The 25,090-nt window shown below is 39.2% G+C and carries 23 protein-coding genes; 11 read left to right on the top strand and 12 right to left on the bottom strand.

The window, feature by feature from the left end:
- The first annotated feature begins 10 nt into the window (after positions 1–10).
- The 3 genes from ABJG98_RS17840 to ABJG98_RS17830 are packed head-to-tail and all read left to right on the top strand — an operon-like array spanning position 11 to position 2,933.
- Entirely contained in the window at positions 11–1,066 is a 1,056-nt protein-coding gene (locus tag ABJG98_RS17840) for a phosphatidylserine/phosphatidylglycerophosphate/cardiolipin synthase family protein (RefSeq protein WP_348280911.1), read from the top strand.
- 17 nt (positions 1,067–1,083) lie between these two features.
- Entirely contained in the window at positions 1,084–2,016 is a 933-nt protein-coding gene (locus tag ABJG98_RS17835; RefSeq protein ID WP_348280910.1) for a fatty acid desaturase, read from the top strand.
- 2 nt (positions 2,017–2,018) lie between these two features.
- A complete protein-coding gene (locus ABJG98_RS17830) occupies positions 2,019–2,933 on the top strand; it encodes a CDP-alcohol phosphatidyltransferase family protein (RefSeq protein ID WP_348280909.1) in 915 nt (304 codons plus the stop codon).
- Here the strand turns inward: ABJG98_RS17830 and ABJG98_RS17825 are convergent, their stop codons facing one another.
- Genes ABJG98_RS17825 through ABJG98_RS17795 form a run of 7 tightly spaced genes read right to left on the bottom strand, consistent with a single transcriptional unit; the run spans position 2,934 to position 8,992 of the window.
- A complete protein-coding gene (locus tag ABJG98_RS17825) occupies positions 2,934–3,182 on the bottom strand; it encodes an acyl carrier protein (RefSeq protein ID WP_348280908.1) in 249 nt (82 codons plus the stop codon). It abuts the gene before it with no gap.
- On the bottom strand, positions 3,179–4,465 hold the full coding sequence (locus tag ABJG98_RS17820; protein ID WP_348280907.1) for a beta-ketoacyl-[acyl-carrier-protein] synthase family protein: 1,287 nt from the start codon (positions 4,463–4,465) through the stop codon (positions 3,179–3,181). The genes ABJG98_RS17825 and ABJG98_RS17820 overlap by 4 nt, the downstream gene beginning before the upstream one ends.
- A gap of 2 nt (positions 4,466–4,467) precedes the next feature.
- On the bottom strand, positions 4,468–4,911 hold the full coding sequence (locus ABJG98_RS17815) for a 3-hydroxyacyl-ACP dehydratase FabZ family protein (RefSeq protein WP_348280906.1): 444 nt from the start codon (positions 4,909–4,911) through the stop codon (positions 4,468–4,470).
- Positions 4,908–5,681, bottom strand: a complete 774-nt coding sequence (locus ABJG98_RS17810) for an SDR family oxidoreductase (protein ID WP_348280905.1) — start codon at positions 5,679–5,681, stop codon at positions 4,908–4,910. Before ABJG98_RS17810 ends, ABJG98_RS17815 begins: the two co-directional genes overlap by 4 nt.
- A gap of 29 nt (positions 5,682–5,710) precedes the next feature.
- Entirely contained in the window at positions 5,711–6,829 is a 1,119-nt protein-coding gene (locus ABJG98_RS17805; protein WP_348280904.1) for a hypothetical protein, read from the bottom strand.
- Positions 6,829–7,782, bottom strand: coding sequence for an NAD(P)-dependent oxidoreductase (locus ABJG98_RS17800; RefSeq protein ID WP_348280903.1), 954 nt, complete (start codon positions 7,780–7,782; stop codon positions 6,829–6,831). Before ABJG98_RS17800 ends, ABJG98_RS17805 begins: the two co-directional genes overlap by 1 nt.
- A gap of 1 nt (position 7,783) precedes the next feature.
- Entirely contained in the window at positions 7,784–8,992 is a 1,209-nt protein-coding gene (locus ABJG98_RS17795; protein WP_348280902.1) for an aminotransferase class I/II-fold pyridoxal phosphate-dependent enzyme, read from the bottom strand.
- A 102-nt stretch (positions 8,993–9,094) separates the two neighbouring features.
- Between ABJG98_RS17795 and ABJG98_RS17790 the strand changes: the two genes are divergently transcribed.
- Positions 9,095–9,829 carry an NTP transferase domain-containing protein gene (locus ABJG98_RS17790; protein ID WP_348280901.1) on the top strand — a complete coding sequence of 245 codons (735 nt, stop codon included), beginning with the start codon at positions 9,095–9,097 and terminating at the stop codon, positions 9,827–9,829.
- Here the strand turns inward: ABJG98_RS17790 and ABJG98_RS17785 are convergent, their stop codons facing one another.
- The gene (locus tag ABJG98_RS17785; protein ID WP_348280900.1) at positions 9,830–11,143 is read right to left on the bottom strand and encodes an inositol-3-phosphate synthase; all 1,314 of its coding nucleotides are present in this window, start codon (positions 11,141–11,143) and stop codon (positions 9,830–9,832) included.
- Between the two features lie 198 nt (positions 11,144–11,341).
- Between ABJG98_RS17785 and ABJG98_RS17780 the strand changes: the two genes are divergently transcribed.
- From ABJG98_RS17780 to ABJG98_RS17750, 7 genes are all read left to right on the top strand, one after another.
- Positions 11,342–11,965 carry an L-threonylcarbamoyladenylate synthase gene (locus ABJG98_RS17780; protein WP_348280899.1) on the top strand — a complete coding sequence of 208 codons (624 nt, stop codon included), beginning with the start codon at positions 11,342–11,344 and terminating at the stop codon, positions 11,963–11,965.
- Positions 11,965–12,582, top strand: coding sequence for a WbqC family protein (locus tag ABJG98_RS17775; protein ID WP_348280898.1), 618 nt, complete (start codon positions 11,965–11,967; stop codon positions 12,580–12,582). Before ABJG98_RS17780 ends, ABJG98_RS17775 begins: the two co-directional genes overlap by 1 nt.
- Before the next feature lie 143 nt (positions 12,583–12,725).
- Positions 12,726–15,284, top strand: a complete 2,559-nt coding sequence (locus ABJG98_RS17770; protein ID WP_348280897.1) for an ATP-dependent Clp protease ATP-binding subunit — start codon at positions 12,726–12,728, stop codon at positions 15,282–15,284.
- 101 nt (positions 15,285–15,385) lie between these two features.
- Positions 15,386–15,958, top strand: coding sequence for a hypothetical protein (locus ABJG98_RS17765; RefSeq protein ID WP_348280896.1), 573 nt, complete (start codon positions 15,386–15,388; stop codon positions 15,956–15,958).
- On the top strand, positions 15,955–16,239 hold the full coding sequence (locus ABJG98_RS17760; RefSeq protein ID WP_348280895.1) for a transcriptional regulator: 285 nt from the start codon (positions 15,955–15,957) through the stop codon (positions 16,237–16,239). The genes ABJG98_RS17765 and ABJG98_RS17760 overlap by 4 nt, the downstream gene beginning before the upstream one ends.
- Positions 16,240–16,290: 51 nt before the next feature.
- On the top strand, positions 16,291–16,992 hold the full coding sequence (locus tag ABJG98_RS17755) for a tetratricopeptide repeat protein (protein WP_348280894.1): 702 nt from the start codon (positions 16,291–16,293) through the stop codon (positions 16,990–16,992).
- Positions 16,989–19,076 (top strand): carboxypeptidase-like regulatory domain-containing protein, encoded by a 2,088-nt coding sequence (locus tag ABJG98_RS17750; protein WP_348280893.1) that lies wholly within the window; start codon positions 16,989–16,991, stop codon positions 19,074–19,076. The genes ABJG98_RS17755 and ABJG98_RS17750 overlap by 4 nt, the downstream gene beginning before the upstream one ends.
- Here ABJG98_RS17750 and ABJG98_RS17745 read toward each other — a convergent pair.
- The 4 genes from ABJG98_RS17745 to ABJG98_RS17730 form a co-directional block, all read right to left on the bottom strand.
- Positions 19,073–21,103, bottom strand: a complete 2,031-nt coding sequence (locus ABJG98_RS17745) for a hypothetical protein (protein WP_348280892.1) — start codon at positions 21,101–21,103, stop codon at positions 19,073–19,075. The two genes, ABJG98_RS17750 and ABJG98_RS17745, sit on opposite strands and share 4 nt — an antisense overlap.
- Positions 21,104–21,229: 126 nt before the next feature.
- Positions 21,230–22,450 (bottom strand): hypothetical protein, encoded by a 1,221-nt coding sequence (locus ABJG98_RS17740; protein ID WP_348280891.1) that lies wholly within the window; start codon positions 22,448–22,450, stop codon positions 21,230–21,232.
- A 39-nt stretch (positions 22,451–22,489) separates the two neighbouring features.
- Positions 22,490–23,353 carry an outer membrane beta-barrel protein gene (locus tag ABJG98_RS17735; protein WP_348280890.1) on the bottom strand — a complete coding sequence of 288 codons (864 nt, stop codon included), beginning with the start codon at positions 23,351–23,353 and terminating at the stop codon, positions 22,490–22,492.
- Positions 23,322–25,025 (bottom strand): DUF1501 domain-containing protein, encoded by a 1,704-nt coding sequence (locus ABJG98_RS17730; RefSeq protein ID WP_348280889.1) that lies wholly within the window; start codon positions 25,023–25,025, stop codon positions 23,322–23,324. Before ABJG98_RS17730 ends, ABJG98_RS17735 begins: the two co-directional genes overlap by 32 nt.
- Positions 25,026–25,090: the final 65 nt, after the last annotated feature.

Below are 25,090 nucleotides of genomic sequence, written 5' to 3'. Positions count from 1 at the left end.
GAAAGCCTTTATGGAAAGGTTGGAAAAGATCGCAGGTGAGGCTAAAGTATCGCTTCTTGCGCAAGCCATGACTTTTGAAGGCGATGATGCCGGAAAGTGGTTGATTGATATCATGAAGGCCAGCCCCGCGAAAGATAAGCGTCTACTTGTAGATAGCTACTCAAAAGTTGTCATCAATGATCACTTTGTAAAATCTCTCAAGTACTTAAATGATGCTGCTTTTCGAAACGAGGTGAAAGAGACTGCAAATCTCATCGATGAAGCGAAATCAGCAGGCATTGATGTCAAGTTTACAAATCCAATCGGGCTATTCGGCCAGAAATATCCACTGCGCAACCACAAAAAGATGGTCATAGCGGATGGTAAGATCAGTTTCCTGGGAGGCATCAATTTTAGCGATCACAATTTTGAGTGGCACGATATGATGGTGGAGCTTTATGATGAAAAACTGGGCAACAACCTTGTTTCTGATTTTGATTTTACCTGGAAGGGAGTCAATCAATCAATTGCTGTCGAAACGAATGAAGGGATGCTTTACCTTTTCAATGGTGCTAAGAGCCAATCAATTTATCAGCACTTATTTCAGCACATAAAATCTGCTAAAAAATCCGTGCAAATTATTTCTCCATACATTTCTGAACCTCTATTGGGGGTATTGCGATCGGTTGCTGCCAATGGTGTGGAGATTACTATTGTATCTCCACAAGAAAACAATAAGTCAATTTTTAAAAATATCATTTTGTCAGAGCAGCAAAAAGGATATTTCCAGCTAAAGGAGTATCCTGGGATGTCGCATATGAAAGCTATTTTGATAGATGATATCAAGTTGATTTTTGGGAGTAGTAATTACGACTTGGTGAGCTATTATTTCGAACAGGAGGTGGTTTTTGTTTCTGAAGATCAACACTTGATTAAAGATTTTATCTCGAAAGTGATGACAAAGGTTAGCGAAGTTTCAGATACAGAAGTATTCTCATGGTTTCAAACCAAAAAAGCATCTACTATCATGAATCTTCTCAATAAAGTTGGTGGATTTGCATCAAGAACTTTTTTACGACCCCATTAGTTAAATTTGCAGTAGATATGGAGCAAAAAGATTTTACCTGGAGCGAAGAAAAGGAACCCCACTTTCAAAGAAGAAAAGTGATCATGGAGTCTCATCCGGAAGTGAAGAAGTTATTCGGAAATGATCCATCACTTATTTTTAAGACCATTATTGTGTCAGCTTTGCAGCTTTCGATTCCAATTTTTTTCTTGCCGGAAAATCCATGGCTATTTGCCTTGCTGGTCATTCTTATTGGTACTACTCTTACGCATATCATTGTCTTAGCGGTTCATGAAATCACACATGATCTGGCGTTTAAAAAGAAAGAATTGAATAATTGGTTAGCCATTGTTGTTAACCTACCACTTGTTGTTCCATTTGCTATGGCCTTTAAAGCCTACCACGCCAAACACCACTGGCATCAGGGCAAAGAAGGTGTAGATACAGATCTGGCAGTGAGATGGGAAGCTAAGTTCTTCAGGGGGCCAATAGGGAAATTCATTTGGCTCATTATCCAAATACCCGTTTATGCAGTCAGGCCAATATTTGTACATCCATTAATTCCAGATAAATGGCAGATTATCAATGCATTATTTCAGGTGGGAGGAATGGTTGGATTCTATTATATCGCCGGATGGTCTGGGCTATTATATTTAGGGTTGTCAACAGCCTTAGCTACTGGCTTGCATCCCATCTCCGGTCACTTTGTAGCAGAGCACTTTATCTACAAGGAAGGACAAGAAACCTATTCTTATTATGGATGGTGGAACAAACTTATTTGGAATGTTGGTTATCACAATGAACATCATGATTTTCCAACCATACCGGGCTCAAAACTTCCTAAACTTAAGAAAATAGCTGGTGAGTACTACGATGACTTATATGCCCATAAGAGCTATGCCAAGGTTATTTGGCAATTCCTGTTCGACAATAAGATTTCATTATTCTCACGAGTAAAGCGCGATAACTAATAATGCTCGGATACTTAAAGAGAAGGTATCAGAAGCATCTCGATGAGGTTCTTTCTACCATCAAACTAATCGATATCGAAGAACGCTACGATATTTATTTCAGTCGGTTTTATGGCCTTTATTTTGCGAAAATCGCGAGATGGCTGAAGTTAACTCCTACCAACGTTTCGTTAATTAGCTTGTTTATTGGCGTTACAGGAGGTTCTCTTCTATATTATCAAAATCGGATAGAAATAGTAATTCTTGGTGGATTATTGATTGTTTGGGCTGGTGTATTAGATAGTGCCGATGGACAGCTAGCACGAATGACAGGTCAGTCTTCCGATATGGGGCGGGTTATTGATGGACTAATAGATAATTTGGTTTTCATCGCATGCTACATTGGAGGTTCGTTATACTTTGTTCCCGAATACGGATGGTGGATTTTTGGACTCACCGCTGCTACAGGATATGCCCACAGTTACAAAGCTGCTCTTTACGAATTTTATAAATCAGAATATTTATTGTTGGTTGGAAAATCTCAGGCTGGTTATATCCCACTTTCTGTTAATGAAATAAAGCCAACAGGAGCCAAGTGGTATCACAAGATCATCGATGGAATCAATCGAGATTATACCGGAAAGCAAATACGGTTTACCTCACGGACGCCAGAAGAAAGGAAAACGATGCGTGAACTAGCTTCGATAAAAGCTGAGGCATTTGATCCGATGTACGCGAAGTTGAATTATAAGTTGCTGTTTTGGTGGGCCTGGCTTGGCGGCAGTAATACCCACCGTAATGCAGCTATACTATTTGCAATATTTGGACGCTTTGATCTATTTCTGGCTCTGAGCCTTTTTTGGACAATAGGATACTGGCCTCTGGTTCAGGTACAGAAGAAATACGATCAAAAATTGCTAAAGGAGTTGACCAATTAATTAGGCAGTTTTTTGCAAAACTACGTCGATTGAATCCTGAACAGTGTTCATTTCACCAATCACGTCATCATCTATCATGATGTCGAATTTATCTTCAATATCCAACACTATATCTACGATATGTGCAGAGTTGATCATCAAATCATTGATAAGGTGCTTATCTTCTGAAACTTCATTTTCCATGATGTTTTCAGGCAAATAAGGCTTAATGATGTTGATTAGGTCGGTTTTTACAGTTTCTCTTGTCATCTTTCTTTGTATTTCCTTAAAACGAGCGCGCAATTTAAGTCACCAAAACCAAAATTAGCCTTGATTACAGTGTTTACTTCCTTGCTTTGGCAACTCGTAGGAATACAACCCCCAAAAATTTCTGATAAAATTTCGGGATGAATGTTTTCAACATTCAAATTTGCATGAACAAAGTCTTTATGTAGCTGTAAAACACTAGCTACCAGCTCCACGGAACCAGCTCCTGCTACCGCATGGCCAATCATAGACTTTGGAGTATTGATGTACGGAAAATCTTCGCCAGATCTTCCAAGTGCTTTTACCCAATTTCGTATTTCCGCTGGATCTCCTTTGGTTGAAGTGAGGTGGCCATTGATCAGATCAATCTCATCGGATGAAATTCCAGCTGAATCCATTGCACGAGTGATACAATCCACTACTGCTTCCGGATTTGCTGCGGTCATCGTTCCACCACTTCTTTGGCCACCTGAATTCACATGACCTCCTAATATTTCGCCATAGATTTTTGCTCCTCTTGCCTTTGCACTTTCCAAAGTTTCCAATATCAGGGCACCAGAACCTCCAGACGGTACAAACCCTGAAGAAGAGTCGCTCATTGGTCTTGATCCAAATTCAGGGTTGTCATTGGAATTTGAACACAATACCCTCATAGCATCGAAAGCTGCCCAGATGTAACGTCCATCACCTTCGGTGCTTCCGCAGATCATTCGGTCTGCTCTACCTTGAGATAAGTATTCGTATCCCATCAGGACAGCCTCAGATCCTGTAATGCAGGCAGACGAGTTTGATTGAACTCGATTGCCGACACCCAGTATAGAGTTGAGGTATGCCGCTGCACCGCTATTCATACACTCAGAAATGGTTCGAGACCCGAGTCTGCGGCTTTCACCATTATCAATGGGATAGGCAGGGAATTCACGATTAATGAAGCTATCAAAGCTTAGGTCACCTGCACCGAAAATCATTCCGGTATTGAAATCTCTTTCTTCAGTATTAAATGCTAGCCCGGCATCTTTCCACGCTTCTACTCCGGAGAGCATCGCATACAAAATTCCCTTGTTTGTTATTTTTTCAGCGAGTAGACGCGGGAGGTGATCGCCTAAAGTGATAGAGGATAAATCTGGAGCTCCTCCTATTTGACACTTGAGATTAATTTTATCTAGCTCCTCCCAATGTTTGATGCCCGACTTACCTTCTCGTAACGCTTTCTCGTAATTATCAACACCAATAGCGTTAGCAGCTACTACGCCCAATCCGGTTATTACTACTCTATGTTTTTCCAAAATTATGTCTCCGATTTGACCACCATTCCTGCTAACTCACCTTTTGCCACAACAGTTCCATCTTCTTTTTTGCAGGAAACAGTGCATTTTAATTTTCCGAAGCGAAAATAGACTTTTTTTGATTCAACAATGAGTTTGTCTTCTGGGATGACCTTGGAAAGGAACTCGACATTGGCGCTGGTAAAAGCAGGTAATACTTTCGAATGCTCGTCAAGTTGCATCAAATGCAACGCCAGGGTAACCAAGCCGATTTGACACATGATTTCAGTTAAAATAACACCGGGTACAATAGGATTTCCCGGAAAATGTCCTTCAAGGAAGGATTCATCTTTGCGAATAGTATAGCTTCCAATTGCACCTTCTTCAGACAGGGATTCTATCTCATCAACGAACAAAAAAGGCCGTTTGTAAGGGAGAAGACGTAGTATGTTTTTGTGCGAACTCATATCAAATGTTCACCCCCATCTACGTGTATAAGTGCTCCATTGATCCAATTAGCTTCTGGTTGGGACAATAGAAAAATAGTATTTGCTACGTCTTCTGGAGTAGTCAATCGCTTGTATGGATTACGTTGTTTTGATTCCTCGATAAGTTTGTCCGATCCTGGGATAAGACGCAAAGATGGCGTATCTGTGACACCAGCTTGAATAATATTGACTGTGATTCCTTTCGGTGCTAGCTCAATAGCTAGGTATTTTGAAAGTGTTTCTAAAGTTGATTTAGCTAGCGCTACGGCACCATAGCCTTCCCAAAATTTATCGTTCCCTTCTGAGGTCAGCGTTAAAATTTTACTTCCTTTTGAAATAAGATCATGGCTTAGTAATCCATCTAGCCACAGCTTAAGATTTGTACCCATAGCCTCAATGGTCAAAGCTAAATCCTGAGATGAAAGTTTTGGACCATCCGATACGAATGGCTTCAGGTTTCCTCTGGATACTGCATGTAGTGCCGTATTGAATGAAGAAATACCTAATGCTTTTATTGACTGTAGACATTCCTCAATTTTCTCAGGATTGGTCGCATCAATGTTGTGATTGGAAATAGAAATATCAAATTCTTTACTGAGAGCTGCCCCGATTTCTTCAAGTGCTATCACGCCTTGCTTTCTGTCTCTATGGATAATCGTGATGTTGCAACCATGAGATGCTAGCTTTTTCACTGCAGCTAAACCAATACCGCTGGAGCCGCCAATTATCAGCGCATGCTTACCTTTCATTTCCATGTTGTGAAACTACTAAACTCAGTCTAAAAATGCTTTATGAAACAACTTCGCTTTATTTTCCCAACATCTAAATCAAACTCACTCCAGGTGTTTAACACATTCTTGTTACTTTCAAGCATGGGTCCGGACGCCATGTATTTGATTCCTTTCTGCTCGTAAATTTTTTGAAGGTAATCATAGATCAACGCATGAATACCTAGTTTTTGATATTCAGGTTTTACACCAATAAGGAACAGATCAGCGAGATCATTGAAATAGAAAGATTTCAGCACATGAATGAATCCCAAAGGATACAAAGAGCCTTTGGCTTTCTGAAATGCTTTTGATAGTGATGGTAATGTCAAAGCAAAGCCAACGACCTCATCAGATTCGTTGACAATAATGCAGACGAATTCTTTGCGGATAAAACCAAAATATTGTTCTACGTAGTAGTCAATCTGTTTTTGTGTCAGGGGGATGTATCCATAAAGATCTGAATATGCCTCATTTAATACCTCAAAAACTCCTGGGGCATACTTAAGAATCTCTTTCGTGTTTTTGAATTCTTTAACATTGACTTTAAAGCGTTCTTTAATAATACGAACAGCTCGGTTTACCTTTTCTGGATTTTTAGATGGGGCCTTGCCTCTAAGCTCTACCCATGTGGCGGCAACCTCTAAATTCCAATCCTTGAAATGGTCAATATAGTACGCATGATTATAGATAGTAGCTTGAGTGGCCAATTCTTCAAATCCTTGTACAAGAGCACCTTCAAAGTCTAAATCAGTAAAGCCCATCGGGCCATGGATAGCTGTGGCTCCTTTAGATTCAGACCACTTTTTAGCGGTTTCAAATAGGAGGCTTGAAACCTCTTTATCATCAATGAAGTCGACCCAGCCAAAGCGAGCAAGGGACTTTTCTTTTAACTCTGGCTCTAAAACTATCGCTGCGATTCTTCCTACAATTTTTCCATCTTTTTCGACTATCCAATATTGAGCTTCAGCATGATCGAAGGCTGGGTTTTTTTCTTTGAGTAACGTACTCATTTCGAACTCAACCAACGGGGTGACATAGTATGGATTCCCTTTATAAAGTCTAAAAGGGAACGTGATGAATTTCTTAAGCTCCTTTTTGGTATTTACTTCCTTTATTTCAAGTGACATTAGATGAGGTTATTTTCCTGATAATATTTCAGCGCATCTTTAAATCCTTCTTTCAATGATATCTCTGGTTTAACAGCTGAATGTCTTAAATCTGTTGTGTGAAGATCCCAATGCTGTGAGATTTCATCGAATTTTTCTAGTGTTATTCCCGGGCGCTTATTGATGATCTTGTGCCAAATATCTGAAGATCCCATGAATAGCTTGGCCAGCCATTTTGGTAATGGAAATTTTCTTACTTTCTTCTTAAAGAGCTCTTGAAAGATATTGATAAAGTCTTTATGTAAATACGTATTTCCATCATTGTAATGGAGTATCCCAGGTGCCGTTTGCATATCTTCCACAAGCATTCTTGCCAGATCTCCGGCATGTATCATACTCATCCGCTGCTTGCTGTCTGTTACGGGATAAATGCCCATTTTGGCTCCTTTAAACAGAGGTAGAAAAGCCTCATCTCCGGCGCCATAGATTGCTGTTGGCCGAACGAATAAATAATCGGCCATCTTTTCTTGAATGACCTTCTCAGCTTGTAGTTTGCTTCTGCCGTAATGAGATACCGGCTGATTGATGGTGGCCGGACCTTGAGCGGCATAAGATGAAGTGTATACAAATCTCCCTGTCGATTTTAGGAGTTTCGAGCTTAAAAGAGCAATGGTTATTGAGGTAGTGATGCCAACATTGACTTCATAGTACTCTTCATTTTTCAGGCTGACCGTCATGCCGGCATTATGAATGAAGAAATCAATGTCTCCTATTTTATCCTTAATCTTTGAGAATTGCTCAGATAGATTTTCGCTGTAGTTGACATGATGCAATGTCAAATTAGGATCTTCAGGAAGTAGGGTCGTGTTTGCGTTGGCACGTATGAAAGCACAAACCTCCATTTTTTGACGGAGGCATTCTTTTACTAAATAGGATCCTAGAAAACCATTGGCTCCAGTGATTACAGCTTTCAACTTAAGCCACTTCAGTTTGACGTTTTACATCAAGCTCATTAGCTACCTTCAATATCTTGTCAATGGCGATATCGATTTGCTCAATGGAGTGTGTAGCCATCAATGAGAATCGTATAAGGGTGTCGGCAGGAGCTACTGCAGGAGCTACCACAGGATTCACAAACACACCCTCTTCAAAGAGTCGCATGGTCATCTTGTATGCTTTTTCATTATCTCTGATATAAATCGGAATAATTGGTGTTTCTGCATGTCCTGTATCAAAGCCAAGCTCTTTTAGACGCTTCAATGAATAGTTTGTATTCTCCCAAAGTTTTAGTCTTCTTGAGTCATCTGATTGCATGATTTCCAATGCCGCAATGGTAGCAGCAGTAGAAGAAGGAGTCATGCTAGCACTAAATATCAGCGAACGAGCCACATGTCTAATGTATTGAATAGTTTCTTTATCACCGGCAACGAATCCTCCAAGAGATGCTAATGACTTACTAAATGTTCCTCCAATTAGCTCTACATCGTCTGAAATGCCAAAATGGTCTGGCGTGCCTCTTCCGTGATCACCAAGAACACCTACCGCATGTGCGCAATCACTCATAACCGAGGCATTATATTTTTTTGCGAGCTCCACAATTTCCGGAAGCTTCGCAATGTTTCCCTCCATGCTGAAGATGCCATCAACTGCGATAATTCTATGATTGGCATCCTGAAGTTGGGATAATTTTTTTTCAAGTGCTTGCATATCGTTGTGTCTAAACACAACAGAAGAAGCATCGCTTAACTTTGCACCTTCATACAGCGATGCGTGATTTAGTCGATCCAGAAGCAATACATCTCCTTGCTTAGCGATAGTAGGAAGTACTCCGAGGTTCACTTGAAAACCTGTGCTGAATACAAGTGCTTCTTCTTTATTGAGGAACTTTGCAAGGTTGTTTTCAAGCAACTCATGCATATCCGTAGTTCCATTCAAAAATCTGGAACCTGAACAGCTGGATCCATATTTACGCACTGCAGCTTGGGCAGCTTCGATCACTTTTGGATGTGTAGTTAGTCCCAAATAACTATTGGATCCAAACATTAAGACATCCTCTTTGCCGTTGACCTTTACTTGAGTCTCCTGCTTAGACTGGAACGTTCGGAAAAACGCATAATATCCGTTCTTTTTTGCATCTTCCGCAAGCTTAAAACTTGAAAATCGTTCTCTCAAAAATTTCCCCATTCCGCAAATTTAGTTATATCACTTGGAAACATTTTCGTAACATTGAGATTTGAATCGAATCCCAAGTCAATTTTGACATATTTATAATAAAAAGCTCGCAATTTGAATCTTGTAATATTAGCTGCAGGTAAAAATACCAGATTAGATACAGGCATCCCAAAAAGTCTAGTCACTTTAAATGATGAAACTTTAATGGCTCGCCACATCAGAATTTTTAAACGTTATGGCGTAGAAAAGTTCTGTATCATTAGCGGCTATGGTGCGGAAAAACTTCAGGCGGCGTTACCTGGCTTTGAGAAATCTCACGATGTGGATATAACTATTTTACATAACGAGAGGTTTGATCTTGAAAATGGTTTTTCTGTTTTCAGAGCCAAAGAATGGGTGGAAGAGAATAATATGGGTGATTTCTTCCTGACGATGGGAGATCATGTATTTGATCCGGAGTTTGTTGAAGAGTTTATTAAAAAATCTGATGGCCTTGAAACAACCCTTCAATTAGCAGTGGATATGCCTGGAGAATCGAATAAACACATAGATATCGAAGATGTTACCAAAGTACAGGTTGACGATCAAGGCTTTATTGATTCAATTGGAAAAATGATACCAAAATTTAACAGGTATGATACCGGCCTTTTTAGATTGAAATCAGAAGTATTTGAAGTATTTCAGCAATCGTTTGATCGTGAGGAATACACGATTTCAGAATCTGTATCCAAGCTGATGGCCAGTCGTGAGGCTAAGTCAGTACTGGTAGAAGGGTACACCTGGAATGATGTAGACAATCCAGATGACCTTCAAAGTACCATTAAGTTGATGGATGAAAATCGACTCTGATCAATCGTAATAATCCAATCCTAAATTTGTGATTAAATCTTCACCGGCAAGATGACGAAGCGTATTTTTAAGCTTCATTAACTGCACGAAGATGTCATGCTGTGGCTTCAATCCTTTTAATGCCTGTGGCGACTTAAGGTAGAAAGAAAGCCATTCTTGAATTCCTTTCATATTAGACCGCTTAGCTAAATCCAGGAATAGGGCCAAGTCAAGTACAAGTGGAGCAGCTAGAATTGAATCCTTGCAGAGAAAATCTACCTTGATCTGCATCTTGTAACCCAACCATCCTTTGATGTCTATATTATCCCAACCTTCTTTATCATCACCTCTTGGTGGATAGTAGTTGATTCTAACCTTATGATATAGATTCCCATAAAGTTTGGGGTGTAATTCTGGTTCAAGCACTTGTTCAAGTACGCCTAATTTCGATACTTCTTTCGTTTTGAAGTTATCTGGATCATCCAATACTTCGCCATCTCTATTCCCAAGAATATTAGTTGAGAACCAACCATCAATACCTAATGATCTTGCTTTTAAACCTGGAGCAAGAATTGTTTTCATCAGCGTCTGACCAGTTTTAAAATCTTTTCCGGCAATTGGAGCTCCTGTTTGTTTAGCTAATTCTACCAGACAATCTACATCGCATGAAAGGTTAGGAGCGCCATTCGCATAAGGGACACCCATACTGATAGCTGCGTACGCATAAATCATGCTTGGAGGGATATTTGGGTCGTTATTTCTAAGACCTTCCTCAAATTTCTCAATAGTAGAGTGAACTTCACTTTCTTCTATGTAAATCTCAGTGGATCCACACCATACCATTACTACTCGCTCACAATTGTTTTGTTCTTTGAAGTTTTTGATGTCTTCCATCAACATCTTCGCTAACTCCATTTTGTTGGCGCCTTTTTTTACATGGCTGCCTTCAAGCCTCTTCACATAGTTCTTGTCGAAAACAGCTTTCATAGGCTTGATTTGTTCAAGCTCATCCTTCAGGTCATTAAGGAGATCCTTATCTAAAACCTTGGCATGCATAGCGGCTTCATATGCATTGTCCTCAAAAAGATCCCAACCACCAAGAGCAACATCCTCAAGGGCTGCTAAAGGCACGAAATCTTTAATCAATGGATTTCTTTTTTCTGTACGTTTCCCTAATCTTATTGTGCCCATTTGGGTAAGAGATCCGATCGGATCGGAAAGTCCTTTTCGGATACTTAGGACACCAGCCATAAAAGTGGTGGCAACAGCTCCCATACCTGGCGTTAAAATTCCTAGTTTGCCATTTGGCTTTTGGATCGTAGTATTTTCTGACATTGCAGTTTGTTCTTATTAAGTCGTTCTTGTAAAACTTAATGTCATAATATTGGAAGCATATCCCCAAAGAAGACATTTAAATTTTCCGCAAAATAAATTAATCCACACTGGATAAGCTTAACATTTTGATAATTTGATTTTGAAATCGCCTTTTTTGGCTCTTTTAGTAAATTGTAACCCTTAGAGAATCAAATATTTATGACTGCTGAGTTTATAAAGCTGTATCCCGAAAATCCTGAGCGACGAAAAATTGTTGAGATCGTGAAGGTTTTGAGAGAAGGTGGGGTTATCATTTATCCAACGGATACCGTGTATGGTCTTGGTTGTGATATTTTCAATCAGAAAGCAATCGAAAGAATAAGGCTCATAAAAGGGATAAAAGGAAGACATCTGAATCTATCTTTTATTTGCTATGATCTTAGTCATATTTCAGAATATACAAAGCATCTCGATACACCTACTTTTAAGTTGATGAAGAAGACACTTCCAGGCCCATATACCTTCATATTAGAGTCATCATCTAAAGTCCCAAAAATTCTTAACGTAAAAAAGAAGACTGTCGGGATACGAATACCGGATAACAACATATCTCGCGAAATTGTAAATGAACTAGGCAATCCAATTATCACCACGTCAATACATGATGATGAAATTCACGATCATGCCACAGACCCTGAGATTATTTATGACGATTTCAAAAACCTGGTGGACGTAGTAATTGATGGAGGATTTGGACAAGTCCACCCAAGTACAGTCATTGATTGTACAGGTGATATTCCTGTGGTGATTAGAGAAGGCATGGGTGAAGTGAATTTTTTATAATGAGTAGAATTGTTATTGAACCCCATTACCTGGGCAGCCTTGAATACTTTGCTCTTTTATCCCGATATGATGAAATCTGCCTTGAGATTCATGATTCATTCCCGAAACAGACTTATCGCAATCGAGCCTATTTTTTGACGTCCAATAAAATTCAACCCTTAATTGTACCAGTTACATATTCAAATGGCACAAAGACTAAAGATGTTCTAATAAATTATTCGCAGCGGTGGATTAAAGATCATTGGGGTGCTTTTTATTCAGCTTATGGTAAAGCTCCTTTCTTTGAATATTTCAATGATGATTTCAAGTCAATTTGGGACAAAAAGCCAAAGCACTTGATTGATCTAAACCTAGAACTCATAAAAATGTGCTTTAAGATCCTTCAAGTAAACATTAAACTTACGTTTACAGCAGAATTTGTAAAAAAGCAGGAGAATGATTTTAGGAACACGATCAATCCCAAGAAACCTTTTTCTGATCGAAAAATATACAAACCATCACCATATTCGCAGCTTTTTGGTAATACCTTTGTCCCAAATCTGAGCATTGTGGATTTGATCATATGCGAAGGCCCTAACTCGGCACAAATTTTGAGCAACTCATACGTAAGAAATTGATCAAACTGAGGCAAAACAGAAGTACTTTAAGTATTTCGATGAGATAATGAACAAATCTGAAACTGCTCACGTTTTTTCATCTACTTTAAAGGATATTTCTTCGTATATCCTATATTTTTACTTAAAAGCGAAAGGCGAAACGCATGTCAAAAGAGGCAAAATTTTCAAACAGAGTCAAAGAAGTCATCTCACTTAGTAGAGAAGAAGCGCTACGATTGGGCCATGACTACATTGGCACAGAACATCTCTTACTGGGAATGATCAGAGAAGGAGAAGGTGTGGCTGTGAGCGTAATGAAAAAACTTGGCTTGTCCATGAAGGAACTACGCTCTGCTATCGAGCAGGCTACAAAAGGAACAGCAACCAGTAATGTGAAGAATCTGGCAAACATTCCGCTTACGCGTCAATCCGAAAAAGTACTTAAGATCACATATTTGGAGGCTAAAATCTTTAAAAGTGCACTTATCGGCACTGAGCATTTGTTGCTTTCAATATTAAGAGACGAGGATAATCTTGCTACTCAGATACTCGAGAAATTTGAGGTGAATTACGACTTGGTAAAAGAGATGCTCGAATATCAAACCGAAAACCCAATGTCATCAGCCGATACAGATGACCCAAATGATGAAGGAGAGGAGTTGTACTCCAGTCCAAGAGGTTCCGGTAGGTCTACACCAGGCAAAGAAAAAGGAAATGAAAAATCACGAACTCCTGTTCTTGATAATTTCGGAAGGGATTTGACGAAACTTGCTGAAGAAGATAAACTCGATCCAATCATTGGGAGAGAAAAAGAAATTGAGCGTGTGGCTCAGGTTCTAAGTAGAAGAAAGAAAAACAACCCGATCCTTATTGGCGAACCAGGTGTGGGTAAAACAGCGATAGCTGAAGGACTTGCTCTTAGAATCGTACAGAAAAAAGTGTCTCGTATACTTTTCGGGAAGCGAGTAGTGACACTTGATCTTGCTTCATTGGTGGCTGGAACAAAATACCGTGGACAGTTTGAGGAGCGAATGAAAGCAGTAATGAATGAGATTGAAAAATCTCCTGAAGTTATTCTTTTCATAGATGAGCTTCATACTATAGTGGGTGCAGGAGGGGCTTCTGGTTCACTAGATGCATCAAATATGTTCAAACCAGCGCTAGCAAGAGGTGAGATTCAATGTATTGGAGCTACCACCTTGGATGAGTATAGGCAATACATTGAGAAGGATGGAGCATTAGCTCGTCGTTTTCAAATGGTAATGGTTGATGCAACATCACCCGAAGAGACTCATCAAATTCTCGAGAATATCAAGGATAAATATGAAAACCATCACCATGTAAATTATACCGCAGAAGCAATCAAAGCTTGTGTGACTCTGTCTGATCGTTACATTTCAGATCGATTCCTACCGGACAAGGCCATTGACGTAATGGACGAAGCTGGTGCACGCGTTCATATTAATAATATCAATGTTCCAAAGATTATAACAGAACTGGAAGAGCAGATAGAAGATGTGAAGAAGGAGAAGAATAAAGTGGTGAAAAGCCAAAAATATGAAGAGGCTGCTCAGTTACGGGATAAGGAGAAGAAACTCATCGCTCAGTTGGAAGATGAAAAAACGCGGTGGGAAGAAGAGACAAAAACAAAGCGATACGAAGTTGGAGAAGATAATGTGGCCGATGTAATTGCGATGATGACCGGCATTCCAACTAAGCGAATTGCAGAGAATGAAAGCGCCAAACTTGTAACCATGAGTAAAGACCTTGAAGGTCAGGTGATTGGGCAAAGCGAAGCTGTTAAAAAGCTATCTAAAGCAATACAACGAACAAGAGTCGGGTTAAAAGATCCAAAGAAACCAATTGGTTCTTTTGTATTCCTCGGTCCGACGGGTGTTGGTAAAACGGAGATGGCAAAAGTCCTTTCAAGCTTCCTTTTTGACAAAGAGGACTCTTTGATTCGGATAGATATGAGTGAGTATATGGAGAAATTCTCTGTATCGAGACTCGTTGGAGCGCCTCCTGGATATGTAGGATATGAAGAAGGAGGACAGCTAACAGAAAAAGTTAGAAGGAAACCATACAGCGTTGTTCTGTTGGATGAAATCGAAAAAGCTCACCCAGATGTATTTAATATCTTGCTTCAAGTATTGGATGATGGGGTATTAACAGATGGCTTAGGAAGAAAAGTCGATTTTCGTAATACTATAATTATTATGACTTCCAACATTGGAGTAAGAGATCTCAAAGATTTTGGTGCCGGAATTGGTTTTGCAACACAGAGTAGAAAGAATAACATGGATGACATGATGAAATCCACTATTCATAATGCTTTGAAGAAGACCTTTAGTCCAGAATTTTTGAATAGACTCGATGATGTTATCATCTTCAATTCACTTGAGAAAGAACATCTTTTTAAGATTATTGAAATCACATTAGGAAAACTTTTCTCACGAATTACGGACTTAGGATACGCTATTGAGTTGACTAAAAAGGCAAAAGAATTCTTAGCTGAAAAAGGCTATGATCCTCAATATGGAGCAAGACCATTAGCTCGTGCCATACAAAAGCATCTTGAGGATCCGGTAGCCGAAGAGATTCTAAAAGGAGAAATACAGGAGGGAGATACTTTGGTAGCAGATTGGGATGGAAAGAAAGAAGAACTGAATATTAAGCTCAAGAAAAAGAAGGCATCCAAAGCACAGGATAAAAAAGAGAAATAAGTATAAAAGGATAACGAAAGTTGTCCTTTTTGTTAAATATTTGGTTTATAAAATAAACTTATTTATAATTGTAACGTATTTATAGTAAAACCTATAAAATTATGAGTAACAAAGAATTGTCAAAAGACGAAAGTTTAGCCCTAATCACCAATATGATTGGTCAAGCTAAACACAACGTAGCAAAAGGAGGAAGTTTCTATTTTCTACTTTGGGGATGGGTAGTAATGATTGCAAATATCGGTCACTACCTTATTGCAAAATACGATTGGTTAGACTATCCGTATATCGTTTGGATTTTAACAATCCCAGCAGGGATTATATCCATGGTGCATGGTGCAAAGAGAAGCAAAGAAGCAAAGGTGAAAAGTCATCTTGATCGATTGTATAGTCAAATTTGGATGGCTGTATTTGTTGGAGTGTTAATAATTCTCTTTTTTATGTCAGATATAAACTATAATGCCAATGCCATTATTCTAGTATTTGCAGGAATTGGAACTTTCATTTCTGGTCAAGCATTACGTTTTAGCCCATTAATCATGGGAGGTGTGGCGCTTTGGGTTGCTAGTATCATTGCATTTAATTTGCCACCGTTGGATCAATATTTAGTTGGTGCTGCAGGTATATTAGCAGGCTATTTGATTCCAGGTTATTTACTTAGAAAAGCAGAAAAATGAGTTTTGCCCAACTAGATCCTTTGTTACACTCTCAGCTGAGACTTGCTATTATGTCTTTACTGATAGGTGTTGACTCGGCGGAGTTTGTGTTTATAAAGGAAAAGACAGGAGCTACAGCAGGGAATTTAAGTGTACAGCTTGATAAGCTTTCTAGTGCAGGGTACATAAGTGTAACCAAGTCATTCAAAGGAAAGAAGCCATTAACCACTTGTAGCATTACCAAAGTAGGGATCAAAGCATTTGAAGATTATGTCAATAATCTTAAACAATACATCGAGTAAATTTTTTTGAATATGTAGTTTATAAAATAAACTACTTTAAACATTGTAATTATGAAAAATATCTTATCAGTATCGTTGCTAATGTTAGCTGGGCTTTCATTGGCACAAACATCAACGCAAACTCAATATGCTGCCTATTTAAACGCGAGTAAAACGATGTGGGAGAGAAGCATCTTGCTCGCTGAAAAAGAAAGTGGTGAAGAAAGTTTCGAAAAAGCTTTGGCCATGTATGGTTTACTCAACAATACAATGGCAACACAGGACGAGGAAACTTTCGATGATAACGTAGATCCAACCATCGATTTACTTAAAGAAATCATCAAAAACAATCCTGAGCTTGGAGAAGCTCATGCAGTGCTTTCTTCAGTATATGGATTAGTAATGGCCTACAGCCCAATGAAAGGAATGATGTATGGAATGAAAAGCTCTTCATTGATGGACGAGGCTCTCAGACTATCATCAGATTCTCCTCTTGTTCAAAAGCTTTTTGGAGGATCGAAATTGTACACACCAGAAATGTTTGGAGGGGATGCCAAAAAAGCGGTAGCTGCATTTGAAAAGGCAATTGAGCTTTACGAAGAAGTTGATACTCAGGAAAACTGGCTTTACATGGACACTCATATGGGCTTAGCAATGGCTTATAACAAAGTGAAGGAAAAAGAAAAGGCAGAGGCGATCCTTGAAAAAGCGATTGAGATGGAACCGCAGTACTATTGGGCAAAGGCCACTTTGGAGCAATTCAAAAAATTATGAAAGTCGTCTTTTCCATATGGCTTTTACTTAGCACCTGCTCTCTCTTTTCTCAGCATATGGTCGAAGGATTAGTTGTTGACTCAAGTAATAAAGAAGGGTTGATTGGTGCTCATATATACTTACTTAAAAACTGGAGAAAAGGAGCTATTACAGACCTTGAAGGTAGATTTAGCTTGGATCTAGAAATGCAGGATTTGAATGATTCTCTTATTGTGTCTTACGTTGGATTTCATGAACAGATTGTTCCAGTTTCAGTCAATATGAAAATAGAACTAAAAGAGATGGAGCTAGCAGGTGAAACAGTAGTTGTTACCGCTAAACCATTGATAGCCGAGGAGTTTAAGTATATGGAAATCAAGAAAATTGATATTTACACTAACCCAGCAGCTAAGGCTGATCCGATTCTTGCTGTTAATTCTTTACCATCTGCGACTACTACGGACGAGTCAGCTAATATTAGCCTGCGAGGCAGCAGTCCTTTGGAGACTGGAGTATTTCTGAATAACGTACCGATATACGATGCGGTGCGTTATTCTCAGCTCAATGGTATTGGTACGTTTAGCATATTTAATACAGCGATCATAAAAGGAGTTACAATATTCCCAGGAAATCCACCATTGGAGTTTGGCAATGTGACTTCCGGGATTATCGCAATGCAAACAGACGACCAAATACTCGACGGAAATGCAAATTCACTAATACTAAGTCTTGCCAATATTGGATACTCACGAGAACAAAAGGTGAATGACAAACAGAGCCTTAAGCTGTTCACCAATTGGCAGCCAAGTGGCCCTATAAAGATGCTTAATGAAGAAGCATTGGAGGATATTGAATCATTTACTTCAAATGATCTTGGCCTGTATTGGTATGGTAATGGGAGTAAGGTCAGCTGGAAAGTCCTGAGTTACTCTGTAACAGAAGCGTACCAATTCAATTTTGAGCATCCAAGTTTTGCGGGAATATTTGATCAGAAAAAACAGAGAAGCTTTCTCATCTCTAATTTAGAGAGACCATTCGCAAATGGATCATTAAGCCTAAATAATGGCATGAGCTATAGTAGTGGAGATTATACGTACTCTAACGTTGCTTTTAATGTGAAGAAAAAAGATTTTTTCATAGGCGCCAGCTATTTAATTTCAAAGACAAAATTCAGCTTGAAAACTGGCCTTAGCTATGATGGTAGATTATCGACCGTGATTGGAAACTTTCATGAGTTTGGCTATGCGTTGGATATCGATCACCCTACTATTGAATTTGATGAGGAAGCGCATCTCAAAGTACTCGAGGGATATTCGTATTTGAAATATTTCATTTCAGATAAAATCGCATTTGGTGCTGGCATAAGAAAGAATATTCCCGTGGATAACATAGATAATTACTTGAGCAACCAGGCCAATATTTCTTATTATGATGATGTGTGGACGATAACTTTAGGTGCAGGTGTATATCACAAAAATGGCTTGATGGAGAACACCGGAGAGCCTTTTGAGTCTGAGAGTGAGCAGAAATCAATAGATATAAAAAGGGTGCAAAGTGGATTGGAAATTGCGCTAAGTTTATTCGATAAAAATGGAGAGATTAATGACGTGAAATACACAGCAAGTGGTGCAGAGTTTTTTACAAATTATCGATTTTCATCTAAGCTAAATGCTTCAGCTTCATTCACGTTTCTAGATGCTTCAAGTGAACGTGAAGTTTATACCTATGATTTGTCATATTTTATTAGAGGTAATATCTCTTATTCTCCAGGTAGATTTTGGACCATTGAATCTACGCTTGTAGCTCGAGAAGGAACCACACTTTCAGAAATCTCATCGGCGATGTATAATAATTTATTGGATGCATATGAACCAAGCTATGCAGATCAGCCAACCAGACTCTCGCCATATTCGAATGTCGGCCTTTCAATAAGTAAGATTTTTACGATTTCAGAAAAGATGAATATAATCACATTTGCGAGCCTCAATAATGTATTTGATCGAGCCAACGTTCGTAGCTTTAAATACAACTACGATTATACCAGGCAAGAAGAAAGTTTGTATTCCCAGCGTACTGGATATCTTGGAGCAGTGATTAACTTTTAGTAGCCTCCCCAAAATTTTCGCAAGAACCATTCGCTGGAAAAGAGTATAAAAATGATTGAATACCACCACCATGTTCGATAAAGTGGGATCATGTACTCATCACTTTTGATAATTTTTTTAAAATCTTGGATTTCAATCTCACGAATGATTCGATCAGCTTGGCTGAAGTGACTGTAGATGCCACCCGAATTACGCGAAAGGTTTTTCAGTAATCGATGATCTGCGGTCAAATTTGAAAATTCTGGATTTATATTTTGAACGGAGAACTCTCCACGATCGATCAAAGTCTTATCTCCAATTTGAACACTTGCGTGATATCGATAAATGCCAGGGCTGAAAGTAGGTGATCGGAAAGTGCTATTGAGCTCGGAGTCTGTGAATAAAAAATTTTGTCGTTCACCAGCTTCAGAAGTAATGGCGAGGTTTATCGTGTTTCCATGAATCCGCTCGTAGATATCATTATATATCTCAGCGTCAAACAGAACTTGTTCGGAATCCGTAAAATTGCTTTGTCGAGGCTTGAATCGAAATTGTTTCTTATCGTTTTTCACAGACAAGAATTGGACAGTCTTCGTAATTAAGTTTTTAAACTGATCGGCATTTCCATGAATAGCTGCCTCTTGAAGCTTCCATCTCCAAATGTTTTGTCCCAGCAAAACAGCACTTTTTTGAGTGCCATCATCGAAGACAATCATGAGTGGCTTTTGCGTTTTGACACTCCCAAGTTTCTGATACATGAGGATTTCCGCTGGACCACTTACGCGGTAGTTTCCAAATGGGACCTCTATTGGAGGATATTCTTCGAATGCAGATACATCTTCTATTTTATACTTACTAAAGTTCTGATTAAATGATCCTACAACCTTATCTGGCTTCGATCCTCTTCTCTCTACATTAATAAACGGAAGCGTCTTATTTACTGAGGTAATGGAACTCTCATTGCTCAGAATATACCATATTCCTGGAGTCTCTTTTGGACTAAAATTTATGCCTGAAGTAAAAGCTCCGTGAAAAATGACAACATCAAAAACTTCATTTGGTTTTTCCTCGTGAATTTCCGGAATGTAAACTTCAGTGCGGTAATTACCAGTTTCTGCAAGGGTTGTTCGTATAGCCTTGATGTCAGGATGAGGAGCATTTGCCACAATTAGCACTTGCTGCCGACCATCAATTACTTCCATAAAGATATTGGATCGATTATTTTCAAGTGTAGATTCATCGCCCAAATCAGATATAGACGCTACTAAGTGCCTCAGTCCTTCTTCTTCGGATTTGATAATAAACTCAACTTCTTGAATTTGATTTTTGAGTCTAACCTTTTGCTCTGACACTAGATTACCTTTTTCTCTGAGTTGGACTAATATTTCTCTGTTGGTATATCCTTTTTGGCTTATTTCAAGCCTAATCGGGTTTTCATTCCCTTTGTAAGTCACCTTATTATAAAGTGTCCGTGAAATATTTACGTCCTTAGGTGGAATCGTATCCCCTAGTCCTACAGTAAATACAGGTGCAATGTAATTTTTATAAAGTGGCGAACTACCTCGATTATAAATACCATCTGTGATAAGTATTGTGCCTACGAAATGACGTTGCTCCATCTTGTCCTCCATTCGTTTTAGTAGGTCTGAAAGATTGGAAGTGGAGAAATCGAAATTCGTAGAATCATTGAATGTGATAACATCTACTGCTATATCTTGACCTTCCAGTTCGTCCTCTATTTCGCTTACAAGTTGTCGAATGTCTGCTTCGGAGGTTCCTCGCTGGGTTACCGATTGCGAATTATCCAGGGCAATTGCAATTATTGGGGTTTCCACGCGATTAGTGACCTTCCGAATAGAAGGTGATAGCAATAGTGTAAGTAATGCTACAATCCCAAGGAAACGTATACACGCCAGAATCCAGTTTTGGGTAGCATTCCAGGGAACATTTTTTTTGGCATATAAAAAATAAGAAAGCGAAGCTGACAAGATAATGATGAGAATTAACCACCATCCGGAATATTCTAAATAAAGAAAGCTTCTATCCATTAATTGCGCATTCGAATTGCTTTGCGAAAATAAGCCGACTAATTGACTCAAAAAGCCAACGTGAAATCTAACTCAAAAGATCAATACGAGTTGATTTTTTTTAAGATACTATTTTGTGTTGAGAGGTTAGTTTACGATTCCAGAAACCTCAGACTCTGAAATTTTATTCAAAGTAATCCGTTCAAATCGACCAGCGACAAATGTCGTTCCAAGCACGAGAAGTGCATTGTCAGATCCAACGCGGATAGATGAAAATGTGAATGGATTCAAGTAACCAATTCGATGTGTACCTCCAATCTCACCCGCATCTGTATAGAAATTAAGTAAAATTTGGCCACCCTTCGTTTCAGCAACAAATACAGAATAGTTAGACCCCGTACTGTAGCTGATGATCTGCGTAGGTGTATAAGATTTTAATTCCGCCATATTACCCGGGTATAGATCAGCACTTGAAGTAATACCACCCGTTGAAAGTGTAGAGTTGGCTAATTGATAGTTGTCAGTGAACTGGAAGCCGGCGACCGCAAACTCACTCCCACTCAATGGGAGGACAGCACGTAATCCAGCATTTGATGACTGACCCTGTACAACGCCACTTGGCGAGTCAGAAAAATTTGTGAAAACAAGAGAGAAACTATAATTGTAAAATCCATTGAAATAATAGTTTCCTGAAGAAATTTCACCACAAAAAAATGGCAATGGTCGCTCGCTGGCATTGAGGTAATGATTGATGATTTCTTCTTCTACATTACTTCCTGGCCCGATAGAATATCGATTCCCACCTACATACATTCCATCTTGAGATATTTCTGAAATCTCGGTTTCTAGAGTTAAGGGATCATAGCTTTGAAGTAAAAAATTTCCATTACTAAGTAAGCTGGAGGAAAGTGGGTAGTTGATTCCCCCAATGAGCGTTTCTACCTCTATTCCAAGCTGAGGATTCACACCTATTAACGCAGCCTCTAAAGACGTTGGATTCATCGCAAAGAAATAACTATTGCTATCGCTAGCATTCAGATGCATACTACCAATTGGCACTACATAATCGTCCAATTCAGCGTCACTAACGTAGTTTCCTTCCTCATCAACTTTGATAAGCCGTATACCCATAAAGTCTGTATTGGAAAGTTCAGTGCCAGTCAGAATTATGTACCCATCGACGGTTTCTACCACGTCGATTGGTCGGTAACTTACATCAATATTGGAGTCATCATAAATTTTCAGAAACGACTCACTCAATGCAGGTTCATCGTCAGCGCAACCGCCTAAAAAGATGACTGCCAGGAATAAAAACAGCACATTAGGCAAAGCAGCGGAATCTAATATGTGGTATACTTTTGATTTCATGTGAATAATTTTCTCTATGAATGGGTCAAGCGTCACGCGTTAGTAGGCTTTAAACTGTTGATCAATGAAGCGGAATGGAAACACAAATCCCAGTGAAATGCTGATATCTCTAATGAAAATTTCATCATTAGTTTCACCTAAAGATGCAAGCTCATTTTGTTGCACATTTGGCTGAGTTGCCGAGGTAAGTGATCGTTTGTAGTTCACCTCAAATACAGTTCGGATGTTCCAATAGTCCAGATTTACACCAATTCCACCTGAAACTCCAGAATAACCCTTAAATGCATCCTTAACACCAAGTGTACTTGTACCTCCAGACGATTCAAGAGGGTTTCCGGATGAGTAATCAATTTGAGTAATTTTTACATCTTTCTGAGCGGATGCAATAAATGAATGAAACCCACCTGCCATGACAAACGGTCTAACCTTACCCTTACGGATGATGTCGTATTTGATAATCAATGGTAGTTCAATTACATCCAACCGCTGTTCTACATCGTAGCGAGTTTCAAATCTATCTCCGGAAGATTCTCCACGCCATTCCAAGATACTGTTATACTTATATCTACTTCTTTTATATGCAGGTTGAAAAGAAGCTGAAAATCCTCGATGATAGAAATTCATTTCAAGGCCCATGTGAGCACCAGGTAAAGCAAAATCATCATAGCTTTTTCGAAGGCTATCCGGTGAATAGTCAATTGGGCTGAAGCCCGTATTTCTAGTATCAGGAAATGCTTGAGTATAATTGATGCCCATTTTCAAACCAAGCCAGAATTGAGTGTCAAGGAATGATTCTAATGGATTGGCGGCTGGCTTCTTTTGCGCCATAAGGCTGCCCGATAAAAGCAGCATAATGATTAAGAAGCCAAGCTTATTTACGGATGATGAGTCTTTTTGTATCATCTAAATTTTCAGATTTTGCTTTGATAAAATAGAACCCGGGACTGAGCGAATCTAGTACAAAAGAGAAGGTGTGCTCTCCAGGATTTACCTTTCTGGAGCTCTGTGAAACTATATCACCCCTCACATTAATGAGCTGTACATTAACTGTCTGATGATTATTCACAAAAATTTTGGCTTGAGTATAATTAGAAGCTGGATTAGGGTAGACTGATTCTAAGCGGTAATTCTTTTTGAGGTGATCTTTTTCACCTAAGATTACGTCTTTTATCAAGTCCATAGGTTCGTAATTTCCTCCGTTCGGATCAGGACCTTCAATGAAATCCTGGAAGAAGATGTCATTTTCAATGACCGACTTTTCCACGCCCATCCATTCAAAGAGAATATTAGCATAAATCTGACGATAGTCAAATTGCATCCCAACGTTGCCTTGAGAGACGTCAGGTACTGTGCCATAAATCCCCGGTTTTACACCGGCTCCAAACATCATGATAGGGCCACCTGTACCATGATCACTACCATAGCTACCATTAGATCCTATACGTCTTCCAAATTCAGACATGGTCAATGTAAGTACTCGTTCTTCAAGTCCTCGCGATCTCAAATCCTTTTGGAATGCTGCCATTGCCGAAGAAATATGATATAAAAGCGCAGAATGGACTCCCATGGTGGGATCATAGCTCTCAACTTGTGACGCGTGTGTATCAAAACCTCCCATTTTAACAAGAAAAACTTTTGTTTTCACACCACCAGCTAAGAGCCTGGCAACTAGTCTGAGTTGGTTGCTCAGGGGGTTTCTTTTGGAACCATCTGGAGCATTAAATGGATAATTTTCCGGATATGTAACTGAGGTTTCTGCCGCTGAATCATAGATCTCTGCCAACCTCCTAATGTAAGTTTCAGATTTATCTTCCAACCCCAGTATCCAGTTCATTTCCTGGCCGTATGGTGAGTTGTTTAGAAATGCCGGTGGATTCCCTCTTGGGTCGACACCCTCATCTTCAAAGCCTTCAAGCTGATCTATAAGGTTAGCTAAATTTCCAGGGCTACTTCCTAGAGATATTGAAGTTGGGATATTTCCATCTTGGTGAAAAAGTAAAGAAACATCGTTGCCCATTTCCAATGCCAAAGGATCTGGCATTTCTTCAGTTGGAAAGTCTTCTGGGTAAGTGAGCGGCTCGTATTCTTTGCCGAGATAACGGCCAATCCATCCTGAACTAAAGTAATCGTCTGCATCTCCACCCATAAACCAGATATCTCTTCCTCTGAAGTGAGATCCATTATTTCTTTCATAAGAAACCCCCTGAAAAACAGCAGCTTTACCTCTATCATATAGATTTTTGAAATCGTGCATATCCGGATGGAGTCCTACCTGCTCTTCGTTAGCAACAGTACTATCCAAAGGGATAAGTGTTCGGTTTCCTACTTTATAAGGTATTGCAATATTGGCTCTTCTGCTGTAGTACTCATCGTAATTTGAGATAGGGATAACTGTATTCAAGCCATCATTCCCTCCATGCATTTGAAGGATAATCAAAACACGATCATTTGTGCTTTGTTGGGCAAGGTGCTGAAATTCTTGATGTGATGCCAGGAGTTTTAATGGCACACCCTGAAACGCAATTGGTGCACCAGCTGCAAATCCTATCTTCTTTAAAAAATTCCTTCTTTTCATGTGTATTATCTTTTTACAAAATGCCACATGGAATTCGGATACTTGGATCTTATCCTATGGATGAT

The organism is Ekhidna sp., from assembly GCF_039960695.1.
GTDB lineage: Bacteria > Bacteroidota > Bacteroidia > Cytophagales > Cyclobacteriaceae > Ekhidna.
Note: the sequence above shows the minus strand (reverse complement) of the source record. Positions and strands in the feature narration are given on the sequence as shown.